This is a genomic window from Nostoc sp., assembly GCF_036917315.1.
Lineage (GTDB): Bacteria > Cyanobacteriota > Cyanobacteriia > Cyanobacteriales > Nostocaceae > Nostoc.
Map to the genome: position 1 here is coordinate 1 of NZ_JBALDR010000026.1, position 12,483 is coordinate 12,483.

At 42.5% G+C, this 12,483-nt stretch carries 11 protein-coding genes and 1 pseudogene; 5 read left to right on the forward strand and 7 right to left on the reverse strand.

Annotation, left to right across the window (positions count from 1 at the left end; translation table 11 throughout):
- Nucleotides 1-7: 7 nt before the first annotated feature.
- Nucleotides 8-304, reverse strand: a complete 297-nt coding sequence (locus V7K84_RS11820) for a hypothetical protein (protein ID WP_334838243.1) — start codon at nucleotides 302-304, stop codon at nucleotides 8-10.
- 56 nt (nucleotides 305-360) lie between these two features.
- On the opposite strand from V7K84_RS11820, the gene V7K84_RS11825 reads away from it, so the two are divergent.
- From V7K84_RS11825 to V7K84_RS11840, 4 genes are all read left to right on the forward strand, one after another.
- Nucleotides 361-1,077 (forward strand): hypothetical protein, encoded by a 717-nt coding sequence (locus tag V7K84_RS11825; protein ID WP_334838245.1) that lies wholly within the window; start codon nucleotides 361-363, stop codon nucleotides 1,075-1,077.
- A 125-nt stretch (nucleotides 1,078-1,202) separates the two neighbouring features.
- Nucleotides 1,203-1,739 carry a hypothetical protein gene (locus V7K84_RS11830; protein WP_334838247.1) on the forward strand — a complete coding sequence of 179 codons (537 nt, stop codon included), beginning with the start codon at nucleotides 1,203-1,205 and terminating at the stop codon, nucleotides 1,737-1,739.
- A gap of 12 nt (nucleotides 1,740-1,751) precedes the next feature.
- Complete coding sequence (locus V7K84_RS11835) at nucleotides 1,752-2,156, forward strand: hypothetical protein (protein ID WP_334838248.1); 405 nt, start codon at nucleotides 1,752-1,754, stop codon at nucleotides 2,154-2,156.
- A gap of 11 nt (nucleotides 2,157-2,167) precedes the next feature.
- Nucleotides 2,168-2,521, forward strand: a complete 354-nt coding sequence (locus tag V7K84_RS11840) for a hypothetical protein (protein WP_334838249.1) — start codon at nucleotides 2,168-2,170, stop codon at nucleotides 2,519-2,521.
- Nucleotides 2,522-2,581: 60 nt separating this feature from the next.
- On the opposite strand, the gene V7K84_RS11845 is transcribed toward V7K84_RS11840, so the two are convergent.
- Nucleotides 2,582-3,802, reverse strand: coding sequence for an ABC transporter substrate-binding protein (locus V7K84_RS11845; RefSeq protein ID WP_334838289.1), 1,221 nt, complete (start codon nucleotides 3,800-3,802; stop codon nucleotides 2,582-2,584).
- Nucleotides 3,803-4,029: 227 nt separating this feature from the next.
- Between V7K84_RS11845 and V7K84_RS11850 the strand changes: the two genes are divergently transcribed.
- A complete protein-coding gene (locus V7K84_RS11850; protein ID WP_334838251.1) occupies nucleotides 4,030-5,451 on the forward strand; it encodes an MFS transporter in 1,422 nt (473 codons plus the stop codon).
- Nucleotides 5,452-5,518: 67 nt separating this feature from the next.
- Here the strand turns inward: V7K84_RS11850 and accD are convergent, their stop codons facing one another.
- The 5 genes and pseudogenes from accD to V7K84_RS11875 all read right to left on the reverse strand — a co-directional run bounded on the left by accD (nucleotide 5,519) and on the right by V7K84_RS11875 (nucleotide 12,418).
- Entirely contained in the window at nucleotides 5,519-6,469 is a 951-nt protein-coding gene (gene accD / locus V7K84_RS11855; protein ID WP_334838252.1) for an acetyl-CoA carboxylase, carboxyltransferase subunit beta, read from the reverse strand.
- A gap of 645 nt (nucleotides 6,470-7,114) precedes the next feature.
- Nucleotides 7,115-7,942: a prepilin peptidase gene (locus V7K84_RS11860; RefSeq protein WP_334838254.1), complete on the reverse strand. Its 828-nt coding sequence runs from the start codon at nucleotides 7,940-7,942 to the stop codon at nucleotides 7,115-7,117.
- A gap of 123 nt (nucleotides 7,943-8,065) precedes the next feature.
- Entirely contained in the window at nucleotides 8,066-8,326 is a 261-nt protein-coding gene (locus V7K84_RS11865) for a hypothetical protein (RefSeq protein ID WP_094347451.1), read from the reverse strand.
- Nucleotides 8,327-8,416: 90 nt separating this feature from the next.
- Nucleotides 8,417-9,505: a 3-isopropylmalate dehydrogenase gene (gene leuB / locus V7K84_RS11870; RefSeq protein WP_334838255.1), complete on the reverse strand. Its 1,089-nt coding sequence runs from the start codon at nucleotides 9,503-9,505 to the stop codon at nucleotides 8,417-8,419.
- Nucleotides 9,506-9,646: 141 nt separating this feature from the next.
- Nucleotides 9,647-12,418, reverse strand: a pseudogene (locus V7K84_RS11875) (HAD-IC family P-type ATPase).
- Nucleotides 12,419-12,483: the final 65 nt, after the last annotated feature.

The window sequence follows — 12,483 nt, forward strand, 5'->3', positions numbered from 1 at the left end:
TCTAAACTTAGAAAGCCAATAGCCGGCATAACAACCTGTACCCGAAGTTATATTCATCTTTATTATATGCAAATTGTAGGCGCAACAGCTTACCACACCCTAATTGCTCGTAAAAAATAACTTGTCTTCCTGTTGTTGCGATCGCTTCTAATGGTTCTAAGTAGTCGTGGGGTACTCCTAGGTCTCCGTGAAGACACAGCAGCGGTAGCTTACCAGAATATTCTCGATCTGGTTTGACAATGCGATACCATACCTGATGACCACGAAATGAGATCAAACCTTCGAGGGCAGAAGTATTAGACATGGCACAAAAATTATTTGACATTATAATAGTCAAATATACGTAGACAAAAATAGCAAATGGGGATCATCCACCCAAGAATAATTGATTACCACGGCATTTCAGCAACCCAAGCACAGCTAGATTTTGCCATAGCATTTCTAGATGAAGATATTCCCCTTTACGTTGACCCTTTTCTTTTATGGAAGTCTCCCTCACAACAAGACCAATCACTTCATACCTCTATAATTAATTCCTTTAATAACCTAAACTTTCTTGTTCAGAAAGGCAAAATAGATCAGGCTCGTGACAACCTCATTCTTGCATCTGAATGCCAAGAGATTGGACTTGGATTGTCAAAAAAACGAAAAGGTATAAAAATTAGTCGTAATAAAGCAGATGAAATTCTCTCTCTATTTCAGAAAGTTCCTGAGTATGGAAAATACGGATTTATTCACTTTGAAGAAATCCAGTTTTATATAGATGGAATTGCGAAAGATCGGATCAGTGATATTTGTTGTAACTTTATTAAATCATTTCTGATAGACTTTACAATACAACAATGCGAGCAACTAGGAATACCAATTGATAAAGCTGTTGTTTCTGTACTTTACGACTACAAAAAAAACTCATTTATTCTAAATCAGGAAATTACCTTGCCAGTGAATCCTGAAACCAAAGAGCCTTTAATTTTTGTTCCTAAGAGATGGCTAAAATTTTCTCCGTGGATCAACTTTGAAGACTATTTTAAAGATTACTGTCCTCGTGATGAAATTTTTAATCCTGGTGAACCATAATTCTCCCTGTTAAAGTTCTAAACTTTAACAGGGAGAATTATGGTATTGTTCAGGAATATATCAAGGTAAAAGAGCGAACTCAAGACGACTGTAAAAACGATCCGCTCTTTAAACAGATTCCAGTCTTGTCAGCTAAACGCAAATTAGGCGAAATACAAAAGCTACCAACAGGAAAAACGGATGAAGCAGACATTAAATACGAAGATTACATCTGTCAACTTCTTGCATCGCTTTTCTATCCAGACCTTGACTTTGCAGCAAAGCAGAGTCGTACAGAATCTGGAAGACTGATTCGAGACCTCATTTTTTACAATAATAGGTCAATTGATTTTCTTCAAGAGATTCATCAAGATTATGGTAATAGACAGCTTATTTTTGAGTTAAAGAACGTCAAGACAATCGAGCGTGAACACATTAGCCAACTCAATAGATATCTTGATTCTGGTCTTGGTAAGTTTGGTGTTATCGTGACAAGAAACCCTCTCTCAAAAGCAATGTTCGGCAATACTATCGATTTATGGTCTGGACAAAGACGATGTATCATTACGCTTACAGATGAGGATATCTCGTTAATGGTTAATATTTTTGAGAGTAAGCAGCGCTCACCAATTGATGTTCTTAAAAAGAAGTATTTGGAGTTTCGTCGAGCTTGTCCCTCATGAAGGCAAAAATATATGAAGCATAAAGATGTTGACGAATTTGAAAAACTATCGGGACAAGTTCAGAGTATTTATGAGGAACTTTCTGTATTGTCTAAGAAATCTCCCAATGATGCCGTAAATAAATTTAAACTCAACTTTATTAATAAATTGCTTAATAACTCAAATGAATTCCTTAGTGAAAAGTATCGACCTTTTGAAGACTTTTCAGAGTTTGATACAGATGATATACCACAAAACAGTGATGTAGTTTTAATTCTCTCACAATATTTACAATGTTTTGAAAAGCTGCGTGCAGATAATGTAGAGTTTCAGAGTGGAAAATGGCATTGGGTAGTAGATGCTGAAAGAGATGAAACTGGAGATGAATTAGGCAAAGTTTATATTAGAACAACTTGCCCAAAACGATTAAGAGAGTAAATGAAATATTTATGAATGCAAAACCTCAAAAGCAGACAAGTAGTGAAAATGTTGAACTGTACGAAATCATAATTCCTCTATTACGTGCTATGCGATCAGAGTTCCAAGAACTGAGCAAGAAGAAGCCAGAGGCTGTGCTCAATAAGAGTAAAATGAAAATTGTTAACCGACTTCTACAAAGCTGTCGTAAAATACTTGCATCAGAGGCATCGTTTGACTATCTTGATCTAATCGATGAAGATGATGTTCCTCAGAATAGTGATGTAGTACTGATGCTATCTCAATACGTTGCTGCCATGAGTCAGTTTCAATCGACTTATTATGGTTCTGATGGTGAAAAGTATCGTTGGTTTATTGGTAAATAAATTGTGCTCTCAAAGTTGATCGCTAGTATTTAAGTATAGTTGGCAGTAGATACCCTTCAGTTACTGCATCGCCCTAATTTGCTGATTAGCTTCATTCTGTGCTTTCAGCATCGCCTGCTTTAATGGTTGTTGCCCAAGTAAGGCGCTGACAAACTGGTTATCAAAATTATTCACGATCGCACTTGGATATTTCCCCACCTGCCAGGATGTAGCATAATCCACTCCTGCCACTAATGGCGATCGCAACGGGTCTCGGTCATAACCCAAATTCTTTGCTACTGATTTACGTGTTGGCAAAGCAAACCCTGTTCCTGTCCACTTTTGCATTCCTTCTTTACCTGTAAGATAAGAAATTAACTCCCAGGCTTCGGCTTTGTGTGGTGCTTGCTTATTCATTACGTAGGCAACTGTAAATACCATCGTGCCTTTTTTGTCATTAATAGTAGGCACTGGTGCAGTACCAAACTCTACTTGCGGAAAGGTTTCAATTAAATAGGGAATTGCCCAATTACCTTCGATCGCCATTGCCACTTTACTCTGACCAAACATTTCACTACCTGAGTTTGTCCCCACATCAGATTTTTGGGCAGAGGAGCGGTCTTTTTGATACTGGTTTACTACCAACTCTAAACCCTGTAAACCTGACTCACTGGCAAAAGTAGCATAACCATTTTTATCTACGAGTTGTCCACCAAAGGCTTTAATTTTATAAGCTTGACGTGCCAATTCTGGAATTTCCCCAAAACCGTATTTGTTAAGTTTGCCTGTCAATTGTTTCGAGTAGTTACGTAATTCCTCCCAACTTGCTGGCGGATTACTCAAGCCTGCGGCGGCGAAGGCTTTTTTGTTATAAAACAGAGCCAAGGTTGAATAGTCTTTGGGAAGACCGTAAATCTGATTTTGGTATTTGAAACTGTCGAGTAGGGTATCCTCAAAATCCGCGAGGTCAAATTCGGGGGTGATGTAACTTTCTAACGGTTCTAGGACATTCTGACTCATTAAGAAAGGAGCTTCCAGCGCATCCAGATAAAAAACATCGGGCGCGGCTTCTCCAACCAAACGAGTTTTGATTACATCCATGTATTGGTCGGAAATTACCTCATATTTGACCTTAATAGTTGGATGTTGTGCTTCAAAGTCTTGCAGTACTTGTCTCAAGAGTTTTTGCTCAACGGGAGAGCCTCCCCAACCACTAAGTTTGATGGTGACTGCGGTAGATGCTAACGGTTTGCTTGGCAATTGTAGGCTTTGACAAGCAATAATAGCGATCGCGATCGCCATCACCAATGCCAAAAAATTAAATAATCCTTTATTGTTCACAAACAAATAATATTCTCTTTCCTCGCTTATACCTTGTGCTATTAAGGAATGATATTTTACTTATTTGAAATTTTGGCTGAAAATTGCAAGCTAAAATAACGGAAAATTATCAGCAATGCTAATTCAAGCATACTGAGTCTCTTTGCAACCTGATTTGTCCGAGGATACTTCACCCATAATTTATGTTGATGGATTCTGTTCAGATTGAAACAACTGCGCCACTGACTCTGGAATTTACCCAGATTGCCTTACCACCAACAGCAATCTCTTCAAACTCTCGAATTTCCAAGGATACTATTCGCACTAGTTTAAAAGCTTCCACTGCGGATTCTGTCTTAGCATCGGTTTACTCTCTTGGAACTGGCGGGATTTTACTCAGCAATTTATTGGTGGAGTTGGGTGCTAGTCCAGTGGTATTTGGGATGCTGTCTTCTATTCCCATGTTGGTCAATCTCATTCAGCCGTTGGGTGCTTACTTGTCGGAACGCAGCACCAGCCGCTTTCAATATTCGCTTCGGACACACGGAATTGGTCGGTTGCTATGGCTGATTTTAGTAATTGGTATTGTCAGCGCCAGCTTGGGAGTGATTGATGCTCACCAGTTGGTCATCTTGACACTCTTGATTGTTCTATTCAGCAATCTTTTGGGAGGACTAGGAACTGCATCGTGGCTAAGTTGGGTAGCAATGATAGTTCCCCGACGATTGCGAGGCAGGTATTTTGGGACACGCAATAGTGCTGCTAGCCTAACTAATTTGGTTTGCGTACCAATGGCTGGTCTACTTGTATCACATTGGTATGGGGGAACTCTACAAGGCTATGGGATAGTTCTACTCATAAGCATTGTCTTTGGGATTGTGGGATTGGGGTGTCAGTCTTTCCAGGTGGACATGAATCCGCAATCGCAAAACACTTATTATGGCAAGTCACCACAAACCAGTGAGATTCAATCAGAGGTTGCCAAAGATGAATCTTCTGAAGTACTTCAATCAATTCATTTGCCACAAGACCAGTTAGCTAACAGCATCTGGAAAAACTCTAACTTTTTGGTATTTCTGCTGTATTTCAGCTTCTGGACGCTTGCTGTTAACCTCAGCAGTCCTTTTTTTAACCTCTATATGCTCGACACGCTGGATTTAGATGTGAGCTATGTGACTATCTACAACAGCCTTCAGGCGGGGGCAACTTTGCTGATGCTTATCCTGTGGGGAAAATTAGCAGACAAGATAGGTAATCGTCCCATCCTCATCTGTATTGGGATTTTGGTTGGAGTCACACCACTATTGTGGTTGGGGATTGGTGTAAATCGCCTTGACATCTGGTTGTGGTTGCCACTGTTACACATCTTGACTGGAGGTACTTGGGCGGCGATTGACTTGTGCAGCAACAATATACAAATCGGCATTGCGCCAATTAAAAATCAGTCTATCTATTTTGCAACAGCAGCTGCCGTTGCTGGAGCAAGTGGTGCTTTGGGCACAACTATAGGCAGCTTTCTCGTCCAATTTGCTCAGTCTGGAGGCTTACTAGGCTTGTTTGCCCTCTCTGGTCTATTCCGACTAGTAGCCCTTGTTCCACTCATGTTTCTTCAAGAGCCAAGCAGAGGATGAGAAGCATGAGGAGGATAAGGTAGTATTTTCTCCCTTGTCTTCCCCTGCTCCCCCTGCTCCCCCTGCTCTATTCTGCGGCGGTAGAAGTCAAGGACATTGTTTCCCACAACACCATGTGAGGTGTTGTTAATACAGGCTGGTGTAGAGCAATCAGCTGGGTTAGGGTGTTCTTTAATTGGGTACGGGGTACGATATCGTCAACAAAACCATGCTGGAGCAAATCTTCAGCAGTCTGGAAATTTTCGGGTAGTTTTTCCCGCAAGGTTTGCTCAATCACTCGCCGACCAGCAAAACCAATGGTTGCTTTGGGTTCTGCCAAAATTATATCGCCCAACATTGCAAAACTAGCGGTAACGCCGCCCGTTGTCGGATTGGTCAAAACAGGAATATATAATAATCGGGCGTCTTTATGGCGCTGTAAGGCTGCGGAGATTTTTGCCATCTGCATCAAAGAGAGCATACCTTCTTGCATTCTCGCGCCACCGGAGGTGCAGATGATAACTACAGGATAGCGTCGTTGAGTGGCTTGCTCAATCATCCGGGTGAGTCTTTCTCCCACGACGGAACCCATACTACCACCCATGAAGCGGAAGTCCATAACTCCAAGGGCAATGGGCAAACCATTGATTTGACCTAAACCAGTTCTAACTGCATCTATTAAGCCAATTTTATCTTGTGTTTCCCGCAAGCGATCGCTGTAGAGTTTGCGATCGCGAAATTCTAGCGGGTCAGTTGGACGCAAATGCTCATCCAGCGGTTTCCAGGTATTGTTATCTATCAATTGACGGATGCGCTCATCACTATCTACGCGATTGTGATGACCACATTCGGCACAAACCATCTGATTTGCTTTCAAGTCTTTTGTGTATGCCAACACGCTGCACTTAGAACATTTATGCCACAAACCATCAGCAATTTCACGTTCTTGGCGTTCGAGGCTGGTAGATCCTGATTTTCGTCGATTTGCAAACCAATCAAATAGAGACTTTAAACCGCGTGATTCTTCGTTGTTAGCCATTTTTTATTTTATTTTAAGTGGGCATGAGGTCGAAAACATTTCAAACCGTATTGGGTTGTGCTTAGTCATAAGTCATTTGTCTTTACTAATGACTTATGAATACATCGTTAAACTACGTTTTTAAGCAATTCAGACCTTAATTTTCGTCTTTGGTTGCCAGCTTAACGAAAATACTTATACCAATACAAGTCTCTTGCTCTTTTTTTCAGCAGACTTAATTATATGGACGTAGTGACAAAACCATGAGAATACCAACCTCCAAATAAGATGCTTTTCCCCTCCCACCCTAATCAATTATTTGTATTGCTGGGTTTTGAACAATCAGCATCTGTTGCACTAGTTGTACTTGCCAACGGTTAATCGTCGTTAAGAGGGTAATACAAGTCACAAGCTGAATATTATCAAAATGTGAAGGGCAGATGGGGTAATGTTGGTTACAGTCACGAATTATAAATATTTCTTATGAATGGGCCTCGGATATGAATATGGGGCACAAGAGGCAGCACTTCTCTACGAGACGCTACGCGTAGCTTGCTTCCACGTTCGCGGAGCGTGCCGTAGGCAAGTGGTACGGCTACGCTCACTGACCGAGGGGCAGAGAGAGGAAAAACTTACTGCAACTTCTCCCCTGCTCCCTACTCCAATTCAAGACGCTGGGAAAAATAACCGCAGGTAGCTAGACAAAATGGCTTCGCCGCTAAACAGGGTAATCACAGATCCTAAAGCCAGAAAAGGGCCAAAAGGGATTTTTTGTCCTAATTTTTGTCGCGATCGCTGCATAATCAAAATACCGATGCCAATTAATGCTCCTAGGGCACAGGCAATAAAACTAGCCAATAGCAAATATTTCCAGCCTAACCAGGCTCCCATCATAGCTGCTAACCTAGCGTCACCTGCACCCATTGCAGTTTTCCTAAAGGCAATTGAACTCAATAGGGCGATCGCATCAAACAGCCATAAGCCTAATACTGCGCCAACTATGGCGATCATAAGCTGATTTACCAATGCCACAAAACTACCTTCTGGTAGAAAACCAACTACCATTTGAAACAAAATCCCCACCACTAAACCCGACTGAGTAAGTGGATTGGGTAGGGTCATTGTATCTAAGTCGATGAGTGATAGCGCTAATAACCAACTGCAAAAAGCCCAATAGCCTATTGTTAAAGTCGAAACTTGAAATACCAAAAAAATTAGTAAAAAAATTATGCCCGTTACCCCTTCTACCACGGGATAACGGACAGAAATTTTGCTTTTGCAATATCGACACCGCCCTCTTAAGGAAATCCAGCCGAACACTGGTACGTTGTCGTAAGCTTTTAGCTGGTTTAAGCATTTAGGACAACGAGAAGGCGGCCAAAGAATTGACAACCCAGCCGGTAGGCGATAAACAATAACATTGAGAAAACTACCAATAGATGCACCCAAAGCAAAGACCATTACACTCGCCGGGATGGCGAACAAAATGTCCATACAGTCATTTGTCCTTTGTCATTTGTCCTGTGTCATTTGTGCTTTGTCATTTGTGCTTTGTCAATAACTAATGACCAATAACTAATGACCAATGACCAATGACCAATGACCAATGACCAATGACTAATACATGTGGGATTCAATTTGACTTAAGGGCACAAAACACTCTTGAGGTAAAAGAACTGGTTGGTTAGTAAAAATAACCTTACCTCGATGAGTCACACGATTAATTGCTACACCGGAAGGTTGCCCAGCTATTTCGGGATGGACTTCACAGTGAGTATAGTATATCTGCCCAGCAGCTCTGATTACAGAGGGATCAATCAAAGGCGATTGGTTCTTTGGGGCGGTAAAATTTACTTGACCTTGTCGTAATGCGTACACTATCGACTGTTATTTGATTGCTAGATTTCCCTTTAGTCTACCCGAAACTTATAGCAAAGGTTGCCAAATTGCCCAAGTTGCTATACAAAATTATTTTTGTTCGATAGCTTTGATGAGTGAGTCTCCCATAGCGCGGCAACCCAGGAGATTTTTTCCTGGAGAAATTATATCTCCGGTGCGATCGCCTTGTTCTAAAACTTGCAATACGGCTTGTTCGATGCTATCTGCTGCTTTTGGTTGGTCTAAACCGTAGCGCAACATCATCGCCGCACTCAAAACCTGTGCTAAAGGATTTGCCTTATCCTGTCCAGCAATATCTGGGGCGGAACCATGAACCGGTTCAAATACACCTGGCCCAGAAGCGCCCAAACTAGCTGAGGGTAACATCCCAATACTACCTGTGAGCATGGCAGCAGCATCAGAGAGAATATCACCAAACAAATTGCCTGTAACGATGGTGTCGAACTGTTTGGGAGCGCGTACCAACTGCATAGCAGCATTATCTACATATAAATGAGAGAGTTCGATATCTGGATATTCTTGTGAAAGTTGGGTGATGCGATCGCGCCACAACTGAGATACTTCTAATACGTTCGCCTTATCCACCGAACAAAGTTTTCCACCGCGTTTTTTTGCTGCTTCAAACGCCACTCGTCCAATGCGTTCAATTTCCGATTCGGTGTAAACCATTGTATTTACACCGCGTTTTTCACCAGTTTCTGTGGCAAAAATTCCTTTGGGTTTACCGAAGTAAATCCCACCAGTGAGTTCGCGCACCACCATAATATCCACGCCTTCGACAATTTCGCGTTTCAAAGTTGAAGCGTCGATTAGCTGGGGCAAAATTTTTGCTGGGCGCAAATTGGCAAATAATCCTAAACCTGCACGTAACCCTAACAAACCTGCTTCTGGGCGTAAATTGGATGGTAGGGAATCCCACTTATAACCACCAATCGCAGCAAGTAATACAGCATCACTGTTACGGCAAGTCTCTAGAGTGGCAGATGGTAAAGGTTCCCCTGTAGCGTCAATTGCTGCACCACCGATAAGGGCTTCTTGGAATTCAAACTTCAGATCGAATTGCTTCCCTACGACTTTCAGCACATCTACCGCCACTGCCATAATTTCAGGGCCAATGCCATCGCCGGGGAGTAGAGTAATGCGGTAGTTCTGGGTCATAGCTGGTTATTACTAGGTAAATGCTTTCAGATCAAATATCATACCTAGCAAAATGTACTGATGGAGTTTTTAATTTATTTGGGTGCGGCTCTAATGTAATCATCTGGCATTGGATGAAACTACTAAAAAAGTCCTATATCCCTAGTTGAGCGGATCGAAACGCTGCAAGATGAGAGCTATAAACACTACTGGCAAACCTACACCCATACAAATGAGAGCTTGGATAAATGTTAAAGGTGTGGTGTCAAACACTTGATTCATCATGCTCCACTGACTGAACAGACATTGTAAAATCACCACAACCACAATTCCGATCGCAGGTGCATAGGCTACGGGTGTGCGTTTACCTTGGATTCTCACGACTAGAGATGGTAAAAACTGGGTAATGCTTAACAGGTAAAAGACTTCTGCTGCCACCAATCCATTAATCGCCATCGTTCGCGCCAATGGTTCATTGCCTGTAGTTTGAAGTATCCATTGAAACACCCCAAAAATTACCACCCAATTGAAAACAGAAATCGCTAATATGCGCTTAAGTAAACTACCTGATAAAAGCTTTTCTCTAGGGTTGCGTGGTGGTTGCTGCATCACCTGTCCAGATTTTGGCTCAAAGGCGAGGGGAACAATCAACCCTACTGAACTGACCATGTTGAGCCAGAGAATTTGGATTGGTAAGATGGGAAGCACAGTTGCCAGGAGAATGGCAATCAAAATCGTCATGGATTCGCCAACGTTGATCGGTAGCAAGAAGGCGATCGCTTTTCGTAAGTTGCGGTAAACCCCACGTCCTTCCTCCACAGCAGCTTCTATTGAGGCGAAGTTATCGTCAGTTAGAAGCATATCCGCCGATTCTTTGGCAACCTCTGCCCCAGCTATGCCCATCGCGACACCAATATCTGCCTGTTTGAGAGCGGGAGCATCATTTACACCATCTCCAGTCATGGCCACAATTTCACCCTTAGACTGCAATGCTTTCACCAGATGCAATTTTTGTTCTGGAGCAACTCGCGCAAATACCATACCTTCCTCAGCTGCTTGGGCGAATTCTTTTTCATCCATTTGAACTAATTGCCGTCCGGTGAAAACTTGTGCTTCAGTGGAGCAAATTCCCATTTGACGGGCGATCGCAGCTGCTGTTAGTGCATGATCCCCTGTAATCATTTTTACCTGAATTCCAGCAGATTGACAGGCTTTTACTGCGGCGATCGCTTCCTCACGCGGCGGATCGATTATGCCTTGAAGTCCCAAAAACACCAGTCCTCGATCGATATCATTACGATCCAACGATCGCTTAGTGGCAACTTCTTTGCTGGCAAAAGCTAGCACTCGTAACCCTTGGTTTGCCATACTAGCAACTTCCTGTTCCACTGCGGCAGGATTGAGACGAGCGAGTTCTCCTTGAGCATCAAGCATCCGATCGCATCGTTGGAGAATTGCCTCTAGAGAACCTTTGAGATAAATGATATTGAGCGATCGCTTTGCATCTAATTCATGCAAAGTCGCCATGTATTGGAATTGAGACTCAAAAGGAATAGTGTCTATTCTAGGTAATTGCTCTAGATTATCTTGCGTCAATCCCGCTTTATTGGCAGCCGTAATCAATGCTCCCTCAGTTGGGGTTCCTACTAAGTCCCACTGTCCATCTCCCCATTCGATATGAGAATCATTGCAGAGCAATCCTGCTTCCAGGGATTCCCAAAGAGCAACATGTCCATCTGCATTGAAATCAACAGGCTGTCGATCCATTAAAATTTCACCATCTGGGGCATAACCAATACCGCTAACAGTGTAGTGTTGCCCACCCGCATAAATCTTTTGAACCGTCATCTGATTTTCAGTTAACGTTCCAGTTTTGTCAGAGCAGATAACAGTGGTACTTCCCAAAGTTTCCACAGCAGGTAGCTTGCGAATAATCGCCTTACGTCGTGCCATCCGGGAAACTCCGATCGCTAAAGTGACGGTAACAATCGCAGGCAGTCCTTCTGGAATCGCGCTGACTACGAGAGCTACACTCGCTTTAAAAATATCAATCCAAGATTCGCCTTGTCCTAATCCAACTGCAAATGTCAGAGCAGCCAAACCTAAAATGACATACAACAAGCTTTTACTAAACTTGTCAATATTTTTTCGCGTTAGCGGTGTTTTCAGATTTGTGCTGCTTTCAATTAACTGTGAGATACGACCGGTTTCAGTGGCATCTGCGATCGCTACTACAATCCCTTCTGCCTGTCCAAAACTGACGAAACTTCCTGCATACACCATATTGCTTCGTTCGGCTAACGGTGTTTCGATAGGCAGCGATGCCGTTGCTTTCTCCACCGGAACAGATTCGCCTGTTAAGGCAGACTCGTCAACTTGCAACCCACGCACACTTAATAACCGCAGATCGGCGGGTACTTTATCCCCAGATGCCAGCAATACTAAATCACCAAGAACAAGTTCAGTCGAAGCCAAACGGGTTTTTTGACCATCGCGAATCAAAGTTGCTTCGGTAGTGATAGCTTTGGATAAAGCAGCGATGCCTGCGGCGGGCTATGCCTACGCACCTTCTGCTTTCGATTCTTGAATGTAGCTAATGATGACATTAATCAGGGTGACACCAAAAATTACTCCCGCATCTATCCAATCTTTGAGCAGCAGCGTCACCAGTCCCGCCGTCAACAAAATATATAGTAGTGGTTGATTAAATTGCTCTAAAAATCGTAGCCAAGGACTTTTTCCACTTTTACCAGTCAGTTGATTTGCACCCATCTGCTGGTGTCGTTTGGTAGCTTCCTTATGGGTCAAACCTGCTTCGGGATGGCTGGCTAACGTTTGCACAACCTTTTGTTCGCCCAGAGAATGCCATTCATAGTTGAGTAAATCTTTTGTTGTCTCAGAAAAAGTATTTGTAGCGATCGTATTTGCTGTCATCTCAGTCTCCAAATAAAAGTAACCTTTAAACTAATTCGTAATTAAGACTCATCAGATTTAATATC

Coding starts and splice junctions, on each gene's coding strand:
- V7K84_RS11860 (WP_334838254.1), bottom strand. CDS start 7,942: ATGGACATTTTGTTCGCCATCCCGGCGAGTGTAATGGTCTTTGCTTTG.
- V7K84_RS11845 (WP_334838289.1), bottom strand. CDS start 3,802: ATGGCGATCGCGATCGCTATTATTGCTTGTCAAAGCCTACAATTGCCA.
- leuB (WP_334838255.1), bottom strand. CDS start 9,505: ATGACCCAGAACTACCGCATTACTCTACTCCCCGGCGATGGCATTGGC.
- accD (WP_334838252.1), bottom strand. CDS start 6,469: ATGGCTAACAACGAAGAATCACGCGGTTTAAAGTCTCTATTTGATTGG.
- V7K84_RS11850 (WP_334838251.1), top strand. CDS start 4,030: ATGGATTCTGTTCAGATTGAAACAACTGCGCCACTGACTCTGGAATTT.
- V7K84_RS11825 (WP_334838245.1), top strand. CDS start 361: ATGGGGATCATCCACCCAAGAATAATTGATTACCACGGCATTTCAGCA.
- V7K84_RS11820 (WP_334838243.1), bottom strand. CDS start 304: ATGTCTAATACTTCTGCCCTCGAAGGTTTGATCTCATTTCGTGGTCAT.
- V7K84_RS11835 (WP_334838248.1), top strand. CDS start 1,752: ATGAAGCATAAAGATGTTGACGAATTTGAAAAACTATCGGGACAAGTT.
- V7K84_RS11840 (WP_334838249.1), top strand. CDS start 2,168: ATGAATGCAAAACCTCAAAAGCAGACAAGTAGTGAAAATGTTGAACTG.